At 66.3% G+C, this 18805-nt stretch carries 14 protein-coding genes; 8 read left to right on the forward strand and 6 right to left on the reverse strand.

The window, feature by feature from the left end; all coding sequences use genetic code 11:
- Window positions 1-77: 77 nt before the first annotated feature.
- Both C995_RS0100865 and C995_RS0100870 read left to right on the forward strand, forming a co-directional pair.
- Complete coding sequence (locus tag C995_RS0100865; protein ID WP_018863127.1) at window positions 78-1070, forward strand: amidoligase family protein; 993 nt, start codon at window positions 78-80, stop codon at window positions 1068-1070.
- Window positions 1057-1893 (forward strand): gamma-glutamyl-gamma-aminobutyrate hydrolase family protein, encoded by an 837-nt coding sequence (locus tag C995_RS0100870; protein WP_026278864.1) that lies wholly within the window; start codon window positions 1057-1059, stop codon window positions 1891-1893. The genes C995_RS0100865 and C995_RS0100870 overlap by 14 nt, the downstream gene beginning before the upstream one ends.
- Here the strand turns inward: C995_RS0100870 and hmpA are convergent, their stop codons facing one another.
- On the reverse strand, window positions 1894-3075 hold the full coding sequence (gene hmpA / locus C995_RS0100875) for an NO-inducible flavohemoprotein (protein WP_018863129.1): 1182 nt from the start codon (window positions 3073-3075) through the stop codon (window positions 1894-1896).
- Between the two features lie 169 nt (window positions 3076-3244).
- On the opposite strand from hmpA, the gene argB reads away from it, so the two are divergent.
- The gene (argB, locus tag C995_RS0100880) at window positions 3245-4123 is read left to right on the forward strand and encodes an acetylglutamate kinase (RefSeq protein ID WP_018863130.1); all 879 of its coding nucleotides are present in this window, start codon (window positions 3245-3247) and stop codon (window positions 4121-4123) included.
- A gap of 23 nt (window positions 4124-4146) precedes the next feature.
- On the opposite strand, the gene C995_RS0100885 is transcribed toward argB, so the two are convergent.
- Complete coding sequence (locus C995_RS0100885; RefSeq protein WP_038080508.1) at window positions 4147-4803, reverse strand: DUF4124 domain-containing protein; 657 nt, start codon at window positions 4801-4803, stop codon at window positions 4147-4149.
- On the opposite strand from C995_RS0100885, the gene C995_RS0100890 reads away from it, so the two are divergent.
- Window positions 4796-5557, forward strand: coding sequence for a sulfite exporter TauE/SafE family protein (locus tag C995_RS0100890; protein WP_018863132.1), 762 nt, complete (start codon window positions 4796-4798; stop codon window positions 5555-5557). The genes C995_RS0100885 and C995_RS0100890 overlap by 8 nt on opposite strands.
- Before the next feature lie 75 nt (window positions 5558-5632).
- Here the strand turns inward: C995_RS0100890 and metH are convergent, their stop codons facing one another.
- A complete protein-coding gene (metH, locus tag C995_RS0100895; protein WP_018863133.1) occupies window positions 5633-9424 on the reverse strand; it encodes a methionine synthase in 3792 nt (1263 codons plus the stop codon).
- 157 nt (window positions 9425-9581) lie between these two features.
- Between metH and C995_RS0100900 the strand changes: the two genes are divergently transcribed.
- Window positions 9582-10322, forward strand: a complete 741-nt coding sequence (locus C995_RS0100900; protein WP_018863134.1) for an arginyltransferase — start codon at window positions 9582-9584, stop codon at window positions 10320-10322.
- Between the two features lie 27 nt (window positions 10323-10349).
- On the opposite strand, the gene C995_RS0100905 is transcribed toward C995_RS0100900, so the two are convergent.
- Together C995_RS0100905 and C995_RS0100910 are read right to left on the reverse strand one after the other, a co-directional pair.
- Window positions 10350-11198 carry a methyltransferase domain-containing protein gene (locus C995_RS0100905; RefSeq protein WP_018863135.1) on the reverse strand — a complete coding sequence of 283 codons (849 nt, stop codon included), beginning with the start codon at window positions 11196-11198 and terminating at the stop codon, window positions 10350-10352.
- The gene (locus C995_RS0100910) at window positions 11195-12013 is read right to left on the reverse strand and encodes a class I SAM-dependent methyltransferase (protein ID WP_018863136.1); all 819 of its coding nucleotides are present in this window, start codon (window positions 12011-12013) and stop codon (window positions 11195-11197) included. The genes C995_RS0100905 and C995_RS0100910 overlap by 4 nt, the downstream gene beginning before the upstream one ends.
- A gap of 499 nt (window positions 12014-12512) precedes the next feature.
- Here C995_RS0100910 and purH point away from each other — a divergent pair, with 499 nt between their 5' ends.
- The 3 genes from purH to C995_RS0100925 are packed head-to-tail and all read left to right on the forward strand — an operon-like array spanning window position 12513 to window position 17902.
- Complete coding sequence (purH, locus tag C995_RS0100915; RefSeq protein ID WP_018863137.1) at window positions 12513-14078, forward strand: bifunctional phosphoribosylaminoimidazolecarboxamide formyltransferase/IMP cyclohydrolase; 1566 nt, start codon at window positions 12513-12515, stop codon at window positions 14076-14078.
- Window positions 14079-14086: 8 nt separating this feature from the next.
- Window positions 14087-15376 carry a phosphoribosylamine--glycine ligase gene (gene purD / locus C995_RS0100920; RefSeq protein WP_018863138.1) on the forward strand — a complete coding sequence of 430 codons (1290 nt, stop codon included), beginning with the start codon at window positions 14087-14089 and terminating at the stop codon, window positions 15374-15376.
- Window positions 15377-15415: 39 nt separating this feature from the next.
- Window positions 15416-17902 (forward strand): glycogen/starch/alpha-glucan phosphorylase, encoded by a 2487-nt coding sequence (locus tag C995_RS0100925; protein WP_018863139.1) that lies wholly within the window; start codon window positions 15416-15418, stop codon window positions 17900-17902.
- 13 nt (window positions 17903-17915) lie between these two features.
- Here C995_RS0100925 and C995_RS0100930 read toward each other — a convergent pair whose 3' ends face one another.
- A complete protein-coding gene (locus C995_RS0100930) occupies window positions 17916-18797 on the reverse strand; it encodes an NAD(P)-dependent oxidoreductase (protein ID WP_018863140.1) in 882 nt (293 codons plus the stop codon).
- Window positions 18798-18805 lie beyond the last annotated feature (8 nt).

Below are 18805 nucleotides of genomic sequence, written 5' to 3' on the forward strand. Positions count from 1 at the left end.
GCCTATCGTACTGGCTTGCCCACAGCAGGTACACCGAACCGTTATCATGACGCGGCACCTCCCCGAGGACACCCTTGATGCCCGAGGCCTTTCACGAACTGCCCTGGCCCGACAATCCGGAAGGGGCACCCCGACGGGTGGGCGTGGAGATCGAGATGGCCGGCGTCTCCCTCGAGCGCATGGCCGAGGCGATCCGCGCGGAATTCGGCGGACAGGTGCACTGTGACAGTCCGTTCATTGCCCGGGTCTGCGATACGGAACAGGGCGACTTTCAGGTCGAGCTGGATGCCCGGGTACTGAAGGACCGGGCCTACCGCAGCCACCTGCGCCGCCTGGGGATCGAGCTCGACGACTCCGACGAGGCCGCGCTGGACCGCTGGCTGGCCGATGCCGCCGGGCGCCTCGTGCCGCACGAGATCGTCGCGCCACCGATGGCGGCCTCGACACTCCCGCGCCTGGACCGTGTACGCCACGCACTGCAGGAGGCCGGGGCGCTGGGCACCGAGCGATCGCTACTCTACGCGTTCGGGTTGCAGCTCAACATCGAGATACACAGCACCGATACTCAGTGGATCCTCGACGTCCTGCGGGCCTTCCTGCTGTTGTACGAGATGCTGGTGAATGCGGGCGCGATTGACCTGGCAAGACGGCTTTCCCCCTACATCCGCGCGTTCCCCGGTACTTTCGTGCGCGAGACCCTGGACCCTGATTTCGAGCCGGACCAGGGGCAACTGATCGACCATTACCTCGCGCACAACACCACGCGCAATCGTCCACTGGACATGCTGCCGCTGTTCGCAGAACTGGACCCGAAACGCATCGACGCCGCACCGGTGGAGCACGAACTGGTCAAGGCTCGACCCGCATTCCACTATCGCCTGCCCAACTGCGAGATCGACGACCCCGACTGGAGTCTGGCCCACCCGTTCAATGGCTGGGTCGAGGTCGAACGGCTGGCCGCGGACCGCGAACGCTTGCAGCGGATGAGCCGCGAATACCTGGAACGCCCCACCCAGGCGGTGGGCCGCTGGGCCGACGACTGGGCACGGAGGCTGCGTGGCTGGTTCTGAGCGCGGCACCACGACCTCGGCCGACCACCCGCAACCACGGCGACCTGTGATTGCCATCACCGGCCCTGACGAGGGGGGAGGCCCCGCCTGGCTGTTCACGGCACTGGCCGTCTGGCGCGCCGGCGGGCGCCCCCTGCGCGTACGTCCCGGCAAGCCGCGCCACCACCAAGCATTCGACGGGCTCGTGGTCGGGGGCGGAGCGGATGTCGACCCCGAACTCTACGGGGAATCACTGCCTCAGGGCCCGAAACCGGAGGCCATTCGCGGCGCAGAGCGTCGACTGTCCCAACGGCTGATCGGCTACCTGTTCTATCCCGCACTGTGGCTGCTGCGCCGGCTGTTCCAGTCGCACGGCGGCGTACTGGACATCGAGCGCGACCGGCTGGAGAAGGCGCTGATCCGTCGCGCGCTGGACGAGCACCGGCCGGTACTGGGCATCTGCCGCGGGATGCAGCTGATCAACGTGGTACGCGGCGGGACCTTGCGGCAGGACCTGGCGGAGTTCTATATCGAAACCCCACAGGCGCGCAGCCTGCTGCCGGTCAAGCCAGTCATGCTCGACAGCCGCAGCCATCTGGCCGACATTCTGGGCTCAGGCGCCATTCGCGTGAATGCACTGCACAATCAGGCGGTGGACCGGCTGGGCCAGGGGATGCGCGCCGTCGGACGCGAGGCGACGGGTGTCGTCCAGGCGATCGAGGCCGAGCAGGGCTGGTGCATCGGCGTGCAGTGGCACCCCGAATACCTCCCGCAAAAGGGCCGCCACCAGCGCCTGTTCCGGGCACTGGTGGCGGCAACACGGGTCCCGGAAGGGTCCCGCTGATCAGGCCTCCAGGGCCCGGGCCGGGCCAAAGAACTCGAAGAAGCAGCGTTCGTCCGGCACGCCCAGCTCCCGCAGCTGCTGACGCACCTGCCGCATGAACGGGGTGGGCCCCAGGAAGTAGACATCGACCTCGGTGCGATGCGGGAGCCACTCGGCGAGCCGCTCGCGGGTCAGAAAACCCGTCGCGTCGGCGGCATCCTCGTTGGCTGGCTCGCTGTAGCAGAAGTACGGGCGCAGGTGCTCGTGCTCTTGCGCCCGCGCCTCGACCTGCTCGCGAAAGGCATGGACCCCACCATGGCGGGCGCAATGGATAAAGTGCACCTGGCGTCCGGCCTCCAGTGCCGGATCCAGCATGGCCATGGTCGGGGTAATCCCCACACCCGCCGAGATCAAGGCCAGCGGACGATCGCTTTCGCGCAGGACGAAATCACCGGCCGGCGGGGTGAGCTCCAGGACATCGCCCTCCTGGATGCGGTCGTGCAGAAAGCGTGATACCTGGCCTTCGGGCTCCCGTTTCACGCTGATGCGCAACCCGCCCGCACCCGGGGGGATGGAGAGCGAGTAGTTGCGGCGCAGCTCTTCGCCATCGATGTCGACCTTCAGCCCGATGTACTGGCCGGGCTGGAACGGGGGGACAGCGCCACGGTCCTGAGGCTCCAGATAGAACGAGGTGATCTCCTCGCTCTCCGGCACCTTGCGGCGCACGACAAACGAACGCAGTCCGCGCCAGCCGCCCGCCTGCGCCTCGGCCTGCTGATAGGCATCCTCCTCGGCGGCGATCAGGATATCCGCCAGCTGCTGGTAGGCCGCACCCCAGGCCTCCAGGACGGCGTCGGTCGCGACCTCCTCGCCCAGCAACTCGCGCATCGCCCGCAGCAGACACTCGCCGACAATCGGGTAGTGCTCCGGCTGCACCTGCAGCGACACATGCTTGTTCACGATCTGCCCGACCAGCGGCCCCAGGGCCTCCATCTCGTCGATATGCCGCGCGTACTGCAGCACCGCATTCGCCAGTGCCCGCGCCTGCTGGCCGCTCGCCTGATGGGCCTGGTTGAACAGGGGCCGCACCTCGGGGTAGTCGCGGAGCATGATGTTGTAGAAGTGGCGGGTCAGGTCCTCGCCCCCGGATTCCAGAATGGGGACCGTCTTCTGGATGATGGCCTTGTGGTCGTACGACAGCATGTATCTCTCCTTATGTTGCATTGTGCGTGCAGCTTTATACGGGAACGGCGGCTGCCCGTCAAACGGTGCATAGCATATGCAACTTAACGGCGGGTACCGCCAGCATCAGCCGCTCCCTCGGTCACGGTGGTAAACTGCGCGCCCGCAAGCCCGAACAGCCAGAACCGCCATGGATACCCAGACGGCCCATTCCGTAGCTCATGTCCTGATCGAGGCGCTGCCCTATATCCAGCGCTTCGCGGGCAAGACGATCGTGATCAAGTACGGCGGCAACGCCATGACCGAGGACCACCTGAAGGCCTCGTTCGCGCGCGACATCGTGCTGCTCAAGCAGGTGGGCGTGAATCCGGTGGTGGTGCATGGCGGCGGCCCGCAGATCGGCCAGCTGCTGGAACGGCTGGGCAAGCAGACGGAGTTCGTCAACGGCCTGCGCGTGACCGACCGCGAGACCATGGACGTGGTGCAGATGGTGCTCGGCGGGATCGTGAATCAGGAGATCGTCTCGCTGATCAACCGCTTCGGCGGGCGCGCGGTGGGCCTGACCGGCAAGGACGGCCAGATGATCCGCGCAAACCCGCTGCGCGACTACGGCGCGTCCGAGGGCCAGCCCACTGTGGACCTGGGGCACGTGGGCGAGGTCGAGGGCGTGGACCCGGCGATCGTGCATACACTGGATGACAGCGACTTCATCCCGGTGATCGCGCCGATCGGCTTCGATCGTGAGGGCAAGGCCTACAACATCAACGCCGACACCGCGGCCGAGAAGCTCGCAGTGGTGCTGGACGCGGAAAAGCTGTTCCTGCTGACCAACACACCGGGCGTCCTGGATGGTAACGGCCAACTGCTGCCCAGGCTGTCAGCCCCCGAGGTGGACGAGATGATCCGCGACGGGACGATTCACGGCGGGATGATCCCGAAGATCCGCTGCGCGCTGGATGCCGTACGCAGCGGCGTCAACGCCACGCATATCGTCGATGGCCGCGTGGAGCACGCGGTGCTGCTGGAGCTGCTGACCGACGAGGGCGTGGGCACCCTGATCAGCCGCTAGTAGACCGACCTTTAACGGCGTTGCTAGCCTTCGCCGTCGAGGACCAGCCGCTGATAGTCCTCCCGGTCCAGATCCAGCCGCTGCTGGATGGCGGCGAGTCGATCTTCCTGCCCCTGCCGGTAGGCGCGCTCGCGGGCGATACGCTCTTCCAGATCCTCGAGCTGCACCTCGAATCGCTCCCGATCCGTGGCGGACTCGCTGTCGGCACGCTGTTGGCGGATACGCTCGCGCTCACGCAATAGCGTTTTCTCCTGAGTCTCGGAACGCGCGATATCCGCACCAATGGCCGCTTCGCGGCGTGCACGTAGTTCCTCGATCTCGTCCAGATTCTCGTAGGCCTGACGCAACTGACGCTCGCGCGCCGCCCGATCGGCCCGCGCCTGGCGCGCAACTTCCAGGTCCTGCTGCGCCTGTTCCTGTTCGGCCCGGGCCTGTTCGCGCTCCTCGAGGGTGGGGGGAGCGGGTATGATCTCCCGCATCAGGCCACGCGAATCAAATACGCGCCGCTCGCGCTGGCTGGCCTCGGGCTGCGGGGTGTTCGAGTAGTGCACGGTGCCGTCATCATCGACCCAGCGAAAAATATCCGCATGAGCCGGCAACGCCAGCACCAAGACCAGCAGTCCCCAAAAAACACCGTGCCCCCACACGGAACCGCGCTTTCTGCCCCCTGACATGACCATACTCGAACACCTCGGCCTGCTCGTGATCGCCATCCTGGCGAACGGATTCTCCGCCCTCGCAGGCGGCGGGGCCGGCCTGTTGCAGCTGCCGGTCCTCATTTTTCTGGGACTCCCCTATCCCGTTGCCCTGGCCACCCACAAGATCGCCACCGTTGCGCTGGGCGCCGGGGCCAGTGTGCGGCACATCAAGCAAAGCACATTCGAACCGGCGCGCCTAGCGGTCATTCTTGCGGCCGGTCTTCCCGGGGTGCTGATCGGTGCCTGGCTGGTGCTGGAGATCCCCCCGCGGGCCGGCGAGATTGCGCTGGGGCTGCTGACCATTGCCCTGGGCTGGTACTCCTGGCGCCGGCCACAACTGGGCCAGGTCGTGCGCGAGACCGACAAGACCCTGCAGCACGCCCTGATCGGCGCGCTGGGCCTGTTCATCATCGGCATCCTGAATGGCTCGCTGGCCTCCGGCACCGGGCTGATGGTGACCCTCTGGCTGGTGCGCTGGTACGGGATGAGCTACACCCAGGCGGTCGCCTACACCATGGTACTGGTGGGGCTCGTCTGGAATGGCGCCGGGGCCCTGCTGCTCGGCACCTTCGGCACGGTCCAGTGGGACTGGCTGCCGGCACTGCTGATCGGCAGCTTTATTGGCGGCTATCTGGGGGCGGCCCTGGCCCATCGCTACGGCAACCGGCTGGTCAAGCGGACGTTCGAGGTGGTCACGGTCCTGACCGGGATCGCGCTGCTGGCCCCGGTGCCCTGAGCCAGGACGGAAACACGCACAAAAAGAAGCCCCGCGCGAGGCGGGGCTTCGATTAGCGGCATGTCTTGTAGCCGATCAGGCGGACCGGGCCTCGCGCTCGGCCCTGGCTTCCGCCTTGGCCTCGTCGCTGTCGTCGTACCCGATATTCGGCGCGAGCCAGCGCTCGGCCTCCTCGAACGACATGCCCTTGCGCTTGGCGTAGTCCTCGACCTGGTCGCGGTTGATCTTGCCCAAACCGAAATAGCGCGACTCCGGATGGGCGAAGTACCAGCCGGACACGGCCGAGACCGGCAGCATCGCGTAGCTCTCGGTGAGCGTCATGTCCGCGTGCTCGTCGGCCTGCAGCAGCTCCCAGAGCGTGCCCTTCTCGGTGTGCTCGGGGCAGGCCGGGTAGCCCGGGGCCGGGCGGATGCCCTGGTACTGCTCGTCGATCAGGTCTTCGTTTTCGAGCGCCTCGTCCGGGACATAGCCCCAGTAGTGCTTGCGCACGTACTGGTGCATGCATTCGGCAAAGGCCTCCGCCAGACGGTCCGCCAGGCTCTTCACGAGGATCGCGTGGTAGTCGTCGTTGGCCTTCTCGTACTCCTCGGCCTTGGCATCGACGTCGCCACCGGCGCTGACCGCGAACGCACCCAGGTAGTCCGGGCCACCGGCCTCCTTCGGCATCAGGAAGTCGGCCAGCGAGTGGCTCGGCTGACCACGGCGCTTCTCGGTCTGCTGACGCAGGTGGTGCAGCTTCTTCAGCACCTTGGAGCGACTCTCGTCGGTATAGACCTCGATGTCGTCGTCATTGACGGTGTTCGCCGGGAAGAAGCCGACCACACCACGCAGGGTGACCCACTTCTCCTCGATCATGCGATCGAGCATCTCCTGGCCATCCTTGAACAGCTTGCGCGCCTCTTCGCCCACCTTCTCGTCATCGAGGATGCGCGGGTAGGCGGCGTGCAGCTGCCAGGAGTGGAAGAACGGCGTCCAGTCGATGAAGTTCCTGACCTCGTTCAGGTCGAAGTCATCGAAGCGCAGCAGCACGGAACCGTCGCCATGCGGGTGCAGCACCTTCGGCGCGCCCGGCAGGTCCTCGGTCTCCAGCGCCTTCGGCTTCGTCGGGGTGTAGCTCGACCAGTCGATCTGCGGCTTGTTGGAACGCGCCTTTTCCAGCGAGAGCCACTGAACCTTCTTCTTGCGGCCGGCCGTCTGGACCCGCAGCTTCTCGTATTCCTCGCGGATCTCGGCGGCGTAGTTCTCACGCAGCTCGGGGCTGATCAGGCTCTGGGCCACACCCACCGCACGCGAGGCGTCCTTCACCCAGACCACCGGGCCGGAGTAGTTCGGCTCGATCTTGACCGCGGTGTGGGCGCGTGAGGTGGTGGCACCACCGATCATCAGCGGCGTGGTCATGCCCTCGCGCTCGAGGTCGGCGGCGAAGTTCGCCATCTCCTCCAGGGAGGGGGTGATCAGGCCGGACAGGCCGATCACGTCGACATCGTGCTCCTTGGCCGCCTTCAGGATCTCGGCCCCCGGCTGCATCACCCCGATGTCGATGACCTCGAAGTTGTTGCACTGCAGCACCACGCCGACGATGTTCTTGCCGATGTCGTGGACGTCGCCCTTCACCGTGGCCATCAGGATCTTGCCGTTGTTCTCGGTACCGGTCTTCTCGGCCTCGATGTACGGGATCAGGTGGGCCACGGCCTTCTTCATCACGCGCGCGGACTTGACCACCTGCGGCAGGAACATCTTGCCCTCGCCGAACAGGTCGCCGACCACGTTCATGCCGTCCATCAGCGGACCCTCGATCACCTGGATCGGGCGGTCATAGGCCTGACGGGCCTCTTCGGTGTCGTCCACCACGTAGGTGTCGATACCCTTGACCAGTGAGTGCTCGAGGCGCTTGGTGACTTCCCACTCGCGCCACTCGAGGTTCTCTTCCTTCTTGCCGCCGCCCTGGCCCTTGTACTCATCGGCCAGGTCCAGCAGCCGTTCGGTCGCATCGTCGCGACGGTTCAGGACCACGTCCTCGACCGCTTCCTTCAGCTTCTCGTCGATGTCGTCGTAGACCGCCAGCTGGCCGGCGTTCACGATCCCCATGTCCATGCCCGCCTTGATGGCGTGGTACAGGAACACCGCGTGGATCGCCTCGCGCACCGGCTCGTTGCCGCGGAAGGAGAACGAGACGTTGGACACGCCGCCGGAGACCAGCGCGTACGGCAGGTCCTGCTTGATGCGACGGGTGGCCTCGATGAAGTCCACGCCGTAGTTATTGTGTTCCTCGATACCGGTCGCGACCGCGAAGATATTCGGGTCGAAGATGATGTCCTCGGCCGGGAAGCCGACCTTCTCGGTCAGCAGCTTGTAGGCGCGGGTGCAGATCTCGACGCGGCGGTCCTCGTTATCGGCCTGGCCGTCCTCGTCGAAGGCCATGACCACGATCGCAGCGCCGTAGCGGCGGCACAGCTTCGCCTGTTCGATGAAGTTCTCCTCGCCCTCCTTCATGGAGATCGAGTTGACCACCGGCTTGCCCTGCACGCACTTCAGGCCGGCCTCGATGATCTCGAACTTGGAGGAGTCGATCATCACCGGGACCCGGGCGATGTCCGGCTCGCCGGCCAGCAGGTTCAGGAAGCGCACCATCGCGTCCTGCGACTCCAGCATGCCCTCGTCCATGTTGATGTCGATGATCTGGGCGCCGCCCTCGACCTGGTTCAGGGCGACTTCCAGCGCGACGTCGTATTCCTCGTTCTGGATCAGACGCAGGAACTTGCGCGAGCCGGTCACGTTGGTGCGCTCGCCGACGTTCACGAACAGCGAGTCGTCGGTGATGTTGCACGGCTCCAGGCCCGACAGGCGGCAGGCCGGCGCGATCTCCGGCACCTTGCGCGGCGGGTGCTTCTCCACCGCCTCGCGCATCGCGCGGATGTGCTCCGGCAGCGTGCCGCAGCAGCCCCCGATGATGTTCAGCATGCCCTGCTCGGCCCAGGGGCCGACGTCCTCGGCCATCTGCTCCGGGGACTCGTCATAGTCGCCGAACTCGTTCGGCAGACCGGCGTTCGGGTGCGCAGACACGTGGGTGTCGGCGATGCGCGACAGTTCTTCGACGTACTGGCGCATCTCTTTCGCGCCCAGCGCGCAGTTCAGGCCGATGGAAACCGGGTTCGCATGACGCACCGAGTTCCAGAAGGCCTCGGTGGTCTGGCCGGACAGGGTACGGCCGGAGGCGTCGGTGATGGTCCCGGAGATCATGATCGGGAGGTCCTTCCCGAGCTCGTCTTCCAGGGTCTTCACCGCGAAGATCGCCGCCTTGGCGTTCAGGGTGTCGAACACCGTCTCGATCAGGAGCAGGTCCACACCGCCCTCGACCAGCGCCTCGGCGGCCTCCTTGTAGGCCTCGACCAGGGTGTCGAAGTCGACGTTGCGCGCACCCGGGTCGTTCACATCCGGAGAAATGGAGGCGGTACGGTTGGTCGGGCCGAGGATGCCGGCGACAAAGCGCGGCTTGTCCGGGGTCTTCTCGGTCCAGGCGTCGGCGGCCTTGCGCGCGAGCTTCGCGGATTCGCGGTTCAGCTCGGGGACCAGGTCCTCCATGTGGTAGTCCGCCATCGCGATGCGGGTACCGTTGAAGGTGTTGGCCTCGATGATGTCGGCGCCGGCCTCGAGGTAGTCGTTGTGGATCTGCTCGATGATGTCCGGACGGGTCAGCGACAGCAGGTCGTTGTTGCCCTTGAGGTCGCTCTTCCAGTCCTTGAAGCGCTCGCCGCGATAGTCGGCCTCCTCCAGCTTGTACAACTGGATGGTCGTGCCCATCCCGCCGTCCAGGATCAGGATGCGCTCTTCAAGCGCCTTCTCGATGTCTTTTCGCGTTGCCGTCATGTGCGGTACACCATTGTGTTGAATGGATTCATTGTCGTGGCCGGGCGGCGCGTTGCGGCCCGGCGAGAACCCGCCCTCCGCGGCGGTGTTCCGGATATTGCGGTACGGGTCCGGCTTCCTGTTTTGCGCCCGTCGCGAGTCGTGTCACGATAGCGTCATGCAGGAGCACCCGATCCGTTGGTTTGTTACGGCCCCGCAGGCCTGCCCCTATCTGGACGACCGCGAGATGCAGAGCCTGCTGGTCGACCCCGCGGTCAACCTGGGCGGCGCGCGCTACGGGCAGCTGCTCGCCGAGGGTTTTCGCCGCAGTGGCCAGTTCGTCTACCGCCACCACTGCCCGACGTGCACGGCCTGTGTTCCGGTGCGCATCCCAGTCGGGGACTTCGCGCCCAGCCGCAGCCAGCGCCGCTGCCTGAAACGCAACCATGATCTCGCGGTCACGATCACGCGCCCTCCGGATCAGCCAGGGCATGCACCCTGTGCGGACCTGGACGAGCACATGCCGCTTTTCTCGCGTTATCTCGCCCATCGCCATACCGGCGGCGGCATGGAGCGCATGGGGCGCGACGATTACGCGGGCATGCTCAGCCACCGCAACGGTCCGGTGGATATCCTCGAATTCCGCCAGGACCACGCGCTGGTGGCCGTTGCGCTCACCGACCGCACCCCGCAGGGGCTGTCGGCCATGTACAGTTTTTTTGATCCGGAGGCTCCGGATCGCGGCCTGGGCACCCTCGCCGTGCTTACGCAGATCGCGCATGCCCGGCGGCTGCGCCTGCCGCATGTCTATCTCGGGTACTGGATCGACCAGGCCCCGAAGATGGCCTACAAGACCCGCTTCCGCCCCATCGAGGGCCGGGTGAGCGGGGTCTGGAAGCGGCTGGCGGACCGCCCGTAGCGCTCGCCAACCGCTTCCAGGGCCGCCTTACTCGGCCGGCTTGCGGAAGCGGAAGATGCCCCAGGTCAGATAGCCCGAGTTGCCGCCATCCACCCAGTGCTGAAGCCCCTGCTTCATGCGGTCGATGTAGTCCTGGGAGATGTGTTCGCGCAGCTCGTCTTCACGCGACTCCAGTTCCTGCTTCACGCGGCCGTAATGGGTCGCGATCTGGCTGGAGTGTTCCTCGAACCCGACCTCGTAGAGGCCCGCTTCCTTGGCCGCCTCGCGATAGAGCGAGGGGCTGGCCAGCGAGTCGAGGTGGATGCGGGCCAGGATCGGATCGAGCACGCCATCCGGGCAGTTGTCCGTCTGCATCGGATCGGTAAAGATCAGCCAGCCGCCCGGCTTCAGCAGGCGCGCGGCCTCCTTGATCACTTCCTTCTTCTTGTCGTTCTGGCTGTGCAGGAACGAGTCCTCCGACCAGACGACATCATAGGATTCGTCGGGCTCGTCGACCTTCTCGAAGGAGCCGTCGACTACGGTGATCTTGTGGTCGAGATGACGCGCCTTGTTGATCTCGCGATCACGCTCGTTTTCCTTCTCGGAAAGATTGAGCGCGGTCACGTCACAGCCGTAGTTTTCGACCAGGTAGCGGGCCACACCGCCATACCCGGCACCCATGTCGAGCACGCGCCATTCCGGCTGTGGCTCGCCCAGCAGGTCGGACATGTGCGCGACGGTACGCCGGCTGGCATCACCGATCGGCTCGCCCTGGTACTCGTACATGCCGATGTGCAGGTCTTCACCACCCCACACCAGCTTGTAGAAGGTATCGGCGTCTTCGCTGTTGTAGTAGTCGCGCGCCGTCTCGACGACGTCGGAATACTGCGTGCTCATCGGTTCTCGTCCTCGATGTACTTCTTGTCGGCCACGTGGATGAAGAAGTCCGGATCCGACTCGCGGTAGGTCTCCTGGAAGTCGCCGTAGGTCTCGATCTTCTGGAAACCGACCTCGCGCATCAGACGACGCACATAGGCCTTGCGCAGCGGGAACATGTTCAGGAAGTACTCGGAGCCATCCGGGAAGCGATACTGGAAGCGGGCCAGGCCCTCGTCCACATGCGCCGGCTGTACCTGCACGTCGTCGCCGCAGTAGTAGTACGTGTGCTTGGACGAGTAGCCGTGGTCCATGATGGTGTCGTAGTTGCGCTGGTCGAGGATCAGCACACCGTCATGGTTCAGGGCGGAGTAGAACTCGGCCAGGGCCTTGCGGCGGTCGTGTTCGTTGAACAGGTGGGTAAACGAGTTACCCAGGCAGACCACCGCGTCATAGCGGCCGTAGATGTCACGGTTCAGCATGCGCCAGTCGGCCTGCACGGTGCGCAGGATGTGGCCCCGCTTGCGACCGTTCTCGAAGGCCTTGGCCAGCATCTCCGGGCTGCCGTCGGCAGTCACCACGTCGAAGCCCGCCTCGATCAGCTGGACCGAATGGAAGCCGGTACCGGCTGCCACGTCCAGCACGCGCTTGGCGCCACGCTTCTTCAGCTCTTCGATAAAGAAGGTGCCTTCGCTCTTCGCGCGGTTGTCCCAGTCGATCAGGTCGTCCCACTTGTCGACAAAACCGGTGGTGTACTCCTTGCGATAGTTCTCGGTATCGCGACGCTCGGTCGGCTTCTCGCCGAAATCCTGATCATTCTTGATGTTCGCGGACATGCTGATTCCTCTTGTCTGTACTGCGTTGTTCACGCGGTCCGGCCGACCTTCGGCCGGACCGCCGGAACCAGGGTCACACCGGACGCCGTCGCGCACCCCGTTCGGTCGGCACATCGACGATGATCCGGACCGGGCTGACTGCGCCCGGCGATCAGGCGTCCTCTCCCACAGGCGCGTTGATATCTGGCAGCGCCTGCGGCCGACCGAAGCCGGCTTTCCCTTGCATCCGGGAGGGCAATCAGGCCCGGATACCGAACCGTGGTCTGGCGGGCCCACCCGCCTGGCTCGGGGAAACGGTAACGGCGCCTCGCAACGCATTGGGTCGCAGGCGATTGGTTCCGAAATCGTTTCTATACCCTGAAGGTTTTGCGCAAAAATTACAAGTTGTTTTGCGCAAAAGTACAAGCGAGCGGCCGCCGCGGGGGCCTCGAACACGGACCACCCCTCCCGACGAGCTTCGCTATAATGAGGGCTTTTGATCCGATTCCAGAGGCCCCGAATGACCGCCAGCCGCCCCGTCCGCCGAGCCCTGCTGTCCGTATCCGAGAAGACCGGCGTGGTCGAACTCGCGCGCGCCCTGCACGAACGGGGCGTCGAACTCCTGTCCACCGGCGGCACCGCGCGCCTGCTGGCCGAGGAAGGCCTGCCGGTGACCGAGGTCTCGCAACACACCGGATTCCCCGAGATCATGGATGGTCGGGTCAAGACCCTGCACCCGCGTATCCACGGCGGCCTGCTGGGGCGGCGCGATATCGATGCCCAGGTCATGGCCGAACAGGACATCCCGCCGATCGACCTGCTGGTCGTCAACCTGTATCCGTTCGAGGCCACCGTGGCCCGTCCCGGCTGCACGCTGGCCGAGGCGATCGAGAACATCGACATCGGCGGACCGGCGATGCTGCGCGCGGCCGCCAAGAACTATCGCGACGTGGCCGTCGCCACCAGCCCGGATCAGTACGGCGCGATCGTCGAGGCCCTGGGCGAGCATGGCGAGATCCCGGCGCGCCTGCGCTTTCGCCTCGCGGTGGCGGCCTTCGACCATGTCGCCCGCTATGACGCGGCGATCAGCAACCACCTCTCGGCGGTGGACGAAAATGGCGAGGCCGAACCCTTCCCGGGTCAGCTCAATGCCACCTTCGAGCGCGTGGAGGCCCTGCGCTACGGCGAGAACCCGCACCAGCGCGCGGCGTTCTATCGCGATCCCGCGCCCGCACCCGGCTCGCTGGCCAGCTACCGCCAGCACCAGGGCAAGTCCCTTTCCTACAACAACCTGGCCGACGCCGACGCCGCCTGGGAATGCGTGCGCCAGTTCGAGGCCGGGGCCTGCGTGATCGTCAAGCATGCGAACCCCTGCGGCGTGGCCGTCGCCCCGACCCAGCTGATGGCCTACGAGCGCGCCTTCCAGACCGACCCCACCTCGGCCTTCGGCGGCATCATCGCCTTCAACCGCCCGCTGGATGGCGACACCGCACACGCGATCGTCAGCCGCCAGTTCGTGGAGGTCGTGATCGCCCCGGAGATCACCCCCGGGGCCCTGCGCGCGCTGTCCACGAAGAAGAACGTACGGGTGCTGGAGATACCGACTGCGGCGGCCGCCCCGGGCCTCGACTACAAGCGCATCGGCGGCGGCCTGCTGGTACAGGATGCCGACCGCGGCTCGCTCGCGGACGTGGAACTGAAGACCGTGACCGCGCGGGCCCCTTCCGAGCAGGAGGCCCGGGACCTGTGCTTTGCCTGGCAGGTCGCGAAGTACGTGAAATCGAATGCCATCGTCTATGCGCGTGACGAACAGACCATCGGGGTTGGCGCCGGCCAGATGAGCCGGGTCTACTCCGCACGGATCGCGGGCATCAAGGCCGCCGACGAGGGCCTGCAGGTGGCCGGCTCGGTGATGGCCTCGGACGCCTTCTTCCCGTTCCGCGACGGCATCGACGCGGCCGCCGAGGCCGGCATCACCGCCGTAATCCAGCCGGGCGGCTCGATGCGCGACGACGAGGTGATCGCCGCCGCCAACGAACACGACATCGCGATGCTGTTCACCGGCATGCGCCACTTCCGCCACTGAGGTCCGTGATGAACGTACTCGTTATCGGCAACGGCGGCCGCGAGCATGCCCTGGCCTGGAAACTCGCCCAGTCCCCGCGCGTGCAGCGCGTGCTGGTCGCCCCCGGCAATGCCGGCACCGCGCGCACGGACAAGTGCGAGAACCACGCGGTGGACGTCACCGACATCGACGGCCTGCTGGCCCTGGCCGAGCGCGAAGACATCGCCTTCACCGTGGTCGGCCCGGAGGCGCCCCTGGTTGCCGGGGTGGTAGACGCCTTCCGCTCCGCCGGACGGCGCTGCTTCGGCCCGACGGCGAAGGCCGCGCAGCTCGAGGGCTCCAAGAGCTTCGCCAAGGACTTCATGCAGCGCCACAGCATCCCCACCGCGGCCTACGGCAGCTTCGAGGACGAGGCGGCCGCGCTGGATTTCATCCAGGCCCACGGGGCCCCGATCGTGGTCAAGGCCGACGGCCTGGCCGCCGGCAAGGGCGTAATCCTCGCGCAGACCGAGGACGAGGCCAGCGCCGCGGTGCGCGACATGCTGGCCGGCAACGCCTTTGGCGAGGCCGGGCACCGCGTGGTGATCGAGGAGTTCCTGCGCGGCGAGGAGGCGAGCTTCATCTGCATGGTGGACGGCGAGCATGTCTTGCCGCTGGCCTCCTCGCAGGACCACAAGGCCCGCGATGACGGCGACCAGGGCCCGAACACCGGCGGCATGGGCGCCTACTCGCCGGCCCCGGTGGTCACGGATGCGCTGCATGCGCGCATCCTGCGCGAGGTCATCGAACCGACCGTGCGCGGCATGGCCGCCGACGGCGAACGCTACACCGGCTTCCTGTATGCCGGCGTGATGATCGACGCCGAGGGCAACCCGAAGGTGCTGGAGTTCAACTGTCGCTTCGGCGATCCGGAGACCCAGCCAATCCTGAGCCGCCTGGAATCGGACCTGACCGACCTGGTCGAGGCCGCGCTGGACGGACGCCTGGACCAGACCGAGGCGCACTGGGATGCCCGCGTGGCCCTGGGCGTGGTGCTGGCTGCCGGGGGCTATCCGGGCGCCTACCGCAAGGGCGACGTGATCACGGGCCTCGAGGCGGTGGAGCGAGACCCCGAGGCTTACGTTTTTCATGCCGGGACCGCAACACGCGAGGACGGCGCGGTTGTAACCTCGGGTGGGCGCGTGCTTTGCGTGGTAGGCCTCGGAAACGATGTGCGATCCGCGCAGAAAAAGGCCTACGAGGCCGTGCAACGGATCCAGTTCGAGGATATATACTGCCGCACAGATATCGGCTATCGCGCCGTCGCTCGCGAGGGATAACCCCGGGCGGCGGTCCAACCCTTTTCTGGAGACCGCCGAATGGCCGCCCCCGAAGTAACGCACCTGCCCCACCTCCCCAACGACGTGGAGGGCCTGCGGCAATCGATTCGCGATGCCGTCGTCCGCGTGGTGGGAGAGGACCCGCGTGAGGCCAGCGACCGCGACTGGCTCGAGGCCCTGGCCTTCGCCATCCGCGAGCGCATGATCGAACGTCGTCTGCTGACCCGCCGCCAATTCGTCGAAGAAGACGTCAAGCGCGTCTACTACCTGTCGATGGAATACCTGATCGGGCGCATGCTCGAGGCGAACCTGCGCAACATGGGGATCCTCGACGAGGCACGCCAGGCGATGGCCGACCTTGGGGTGGACCTCGACGGCATCATAGACCTCGAGGATGACGCGGCCCTGGGCAACGGCGGCCTCGGTCGGCTCGCCGCCTGCATTCTGGAATCGCTGGCCACCCAGGGCTTCCCCGGTTACGGCTATGGCATCCGTTACGAATACGGCATGTTCCGTCAGGACTTCGAACCCTACCGGCAGGTGGAACACCCGGACACCTGGCTGCGGTACGGAAACCCCTGGGAGTTCCCGCGCTCGGACCGGAAGTTCCCGGTCCACTTTTACGGCTACGTCGTCGAGCACCACCACCCCCGTGGTGGCACCCGCTATACCTGGGAAGACGGAGAAGAAGTCCTGGCCATGGCCTACGACTACCCGACCGCGGGCTACGGAAGACGCAACGTCAACAACCTGCGCCTGTGGGCCGCCAAGGCGACCCGCGACTTCGACCTGCGCTACTTCAACGAAGGGGATTACATCCGGGCGGTGGCAGACAAGGCCGAGTCCGAGACCATCTCCATGGTGCTGTACCCGAACGACGCCACCGCAATCGGCAAGGAACTGCGTCTGAAGCAGGAGTACTTCTTCGTCTCCGCCTCGCTGCAGGATGCCCTTGAGCGTCACCTGGCGCTGGGCTACTCACTGGACGCCCTGCCGGACAAGGCCGCGATCCAGCTGAACGACACGCATCCCGCAATCGCCGTGGCCGAACTGATGCGACTGCTGGTCGACTGCCACGAAGTGCCCTGGGATCGCGCCTGGGACCTGACACGACGAACCCTCGCCTACACCAACCACACCCTGATGCCCGAGGCCCTGGAAACCTGGCCGGTCCCGCTGATGCAGCATGTACTGCCGCGCCACATGGGCATCATCTACCAGATCAACCACGAGTTCCTGGAAGAGGTACGGCACCGCTACCCGGGGGACAGTGACCGCCTGGCGCGCCTGTCGATTATCGACGAGGAAGGCGAACGCCGGGTCCGCATGGCGCACCTGGCGGTGGTCGGATCGCACCACATCAATGGCGTCGCCGCGCTGCATACGCGTCTGCTGCAGGAGACCCTGTTCGAGGACTTCTACGAGCTCTGGCCGGAACGCTTCGTCAACGTCACCAACGGCGTAACCCCGCGGCTGTGGATGATCCAGTCCAACCCGGCCCTGACCGAGCTCCTGGGCCGGCGTATCGGCAACGACTGGCAATATGACCTGGAGCGCCTGCGCGCCCTGGAACCCTACGCCACCGACCCCGAATTGCAGCGGGAATTCATGTCGGTGAAGCGCGCCAACAAGGTCCGGCTCGCGGAACTGGTGCGCGAGCGCACCGGCGTGGAGCTGAACCCGGACGTGCTGTTCGACGTCCAGGTGAAGCGCATCCACGAGTACAAGCGCCAGCTGCTGAAACTGCTGCACGTGATTGACCTGTACCGCCGCATCCGCGCCGGCGAGGACATCCCGCCGCGCGTCGTGCTGTTCGGCGGGAAGGCGGCCCCGGGCTACGCCCGCGCCAAGGCGATCATCCAGGTGATCAACGAGGTGGCCGACATCGTGAACCACGACCCGGCCGTTGGCGACCGCCTGAAGTGCGTGTTCTTCCCGAACTACGAAGTCAGCGCGGCCAGCATCATCATCCCGGCCGCGGACCTCTCCGAACAGATCTCGACAGCCGGTTTCGAGGCCTCCGGCACGGGCAACATGAAACTGGCCCTGAACGGGGCCCTGACCATCGGCACGCTGGATGGCGCCAATATCGAGATCCGCGATGCGGTAGGCGACGACAACGTCTTCATTTTCGGCATGACCGCCGCCGAGGTTGTCGAACACCGCGCCCGCGGCGAACAGCCATCCACCATCCTTGAGCGCGCGCCCGGTCTGGCGGCCGCCGTGGACATGATCGAGTCCGGGTTCTTCACCCGTGACGATCCGGAGACCCACCGCGACCTGGGGCGCTACCTGCGCGAGGACGACCCGTTCTTTGTGCTGGCCGACTATCAGGCCTATGCGGAGGCCTGCGATCGAGCGGACGCCCTGTATGCGGACACGTCCGCCTGGGCCGAGGCGGCGATCCACAACGTCGCGCGCATGGGCTTTTTCTCCATCGACCGCACCGTGCGCGACTACGCCAACCAGATCTGGGACGTCGTCCCCGAACCGGTCGCCCCCTCCAAGACCAACGGGGCCGCCTGAGCCGGACTCCGCCTCAGTGCGCGGAGGGTTCGGGTGCGATCGCGCTGTAGATCGCGGAGTAGTCGGCATCCGCCAGCCCGCGCTCCTGCGCCTGCTCCAGCAGCTGCGCCAACAGGGGCAGCCACGGAGCCACCAGCTGTGCATCTTCGGCGGCCCGTTCGACCAGGTGCACGTCCTTCAAGAGGTGCTTGACAGGGAAATTCGCCTTCCCGAAATCGCCGGAAAGCATCTTGTCCAGCTTCTTGTCGAAGGTCGGCGCATACAATGCCGACTCGCGCAGGATGTCCATGAAGGTATCGATGTCCGCCCCCTCGCGGCGGACCAGACCCAGGCTTAGCGAGAAGGCCGCGGTCAGGCTGGCGATCAGCTGGTTGAACGCGAGCTTCAGGGCCGCGCCCTGGCCCACCGGTCCGACATGGCGCGGGTTTTCACCCAGTGCGGCCAGCACCGGGGACGCCCGCGCAAACTCCGTCTCCTCGTCAGCGCCCGCCATGATCAGCAGCCTGCCCTCGCGTGCCTCCGGGATCGACCCCAGCACGGGGGCCTCGACATAACAGGCCCCGGCGCGGCGCAGGTGCTCGGCGAGCTGACGGCTCTCGGCCGGCAGGATCGTTGCCATCTGGATTACGCAGCGCCCGCTCAGCGCGCCTTGCGGCAATGCCCCCAGTGCGGACTGGATCGCGGTGGCGTCCGAGAGCATCAGCACCAGGGTATCGGCCCCGGCTACCGCGGTCGCCGGTTCGCTGTGTACCGGCACCCCCTCGCTGGCCAGCTCGCTGGCTCGCTCCGGCGTGCGGTTGTAGGCCTCGACATGGAAACCGGCGCGCAGAAGACGCAGGCCCATGGGTTGCCCCATGAGCCCACAGCCCAGCAGCGCCACGCGGGACGCAGCCATAGTGACCT

This window comes from Thioalkalivibrio sp. ARh3 (assembly GCF_000377265.1).
Classification (GTDB): domain Bacteria; phylum Pseudomonadota; class Gammaproteobacteria; order Ectothiorhodospirales; family Ectothiorhodospiraceae; genus Thioalkalivibrio; species Thioalkalivibrio thiocyanoxidans.

Bases quoted from the DNA above. Each gene is read 5' to 3' on its own strand.
- C995_RS0100865 (WP_018863127.1), top strand. From the start codon at position 78: ATGCCCGAGGCCTTTCACGAACTGCCCTGGCCCGACAATCCGGAAGGG.
- hmpA (WP_018863129.1), bottom strand. From the start codon at position 3,075: ATGCTGTCGTACGACCACAAGGCCATCATCCAGAAGACGGTCCCCATT.
- argB (WP_018863130.1), top strand. From the start codon at position 3,245: ATGGATACCCAGACGGCCCATTCCGTAGCTCATGTCCTGATCGAGGCG.
- C995_RS0100890 (WP_018863132.1), top strand. From the start codon at position 4,796: ATGACCATACTCGAACACCTCGGCCTGCTCGTGATCGCCATCCTGGCG.
- C995_RS0100885 (WP_038080508.1), bottom strand. From the start codon at position 4,803: ATGGTCATGTCAGGGGGCAGAAAGCGCGGTTCCGTGTGGGGGCACGGT.
- metH (WP_018863133.1), bottom strand. From the start codon at position 9,424: ATGACGGCAACGCGAAAAGACATCGAGAAGGCGCTTGAAGAGCGCATC.
- C995_RS0100900 (WP_018863134.1), top strand. From the start codon at position 9,582: ATGCAGGAGCACCCGATCCGTTGGTTTGTTACGGCCCCGCAGGCCTGC.
- C995_RS0100905 (WP_018863135.1), bottom strand. From the start codon at position 11,198: ATGAGCACGCAGTATTCCGACGTCGTCGAGACGGCGCGCGACTACTAC.
- C995_RS0100910 (WP_018863136.1), bottom strand. From the start codon at position 12,013: ATGTCCGCGAACATCAAGAATGATCAGGATTTCGGCGAGAAGCCGACC.
- purH (WP_018863137.1), top strand. From the start codon at position 12,513: ATGACCGCCAGCCGCCCCGTCCGCCGAGCCCTGCTGTCCGTATCCGAG.
- purD (WP_018863138.1), top strand. From the start codon at position 14,087: ATGAACGTACTCGTTATCGGCAACGGCGGCCGCGAGCATGCCCTGGCC.
- C995_RS0100925 (WP_018863139.1), top strand. From the start codon at position 15,416: ATGGCCGCCCCCGAAGTAACGCACCTGCCCCACCTCCCCAACGACGTG.
- C995_RS0100930 (WP_018863140.1), bottom strand. From the start codon at position 18,797: ATGGCTGCGTCCCGCGTGGCGCTGCTGGGCTGTGGGCTCATGGGGCAA.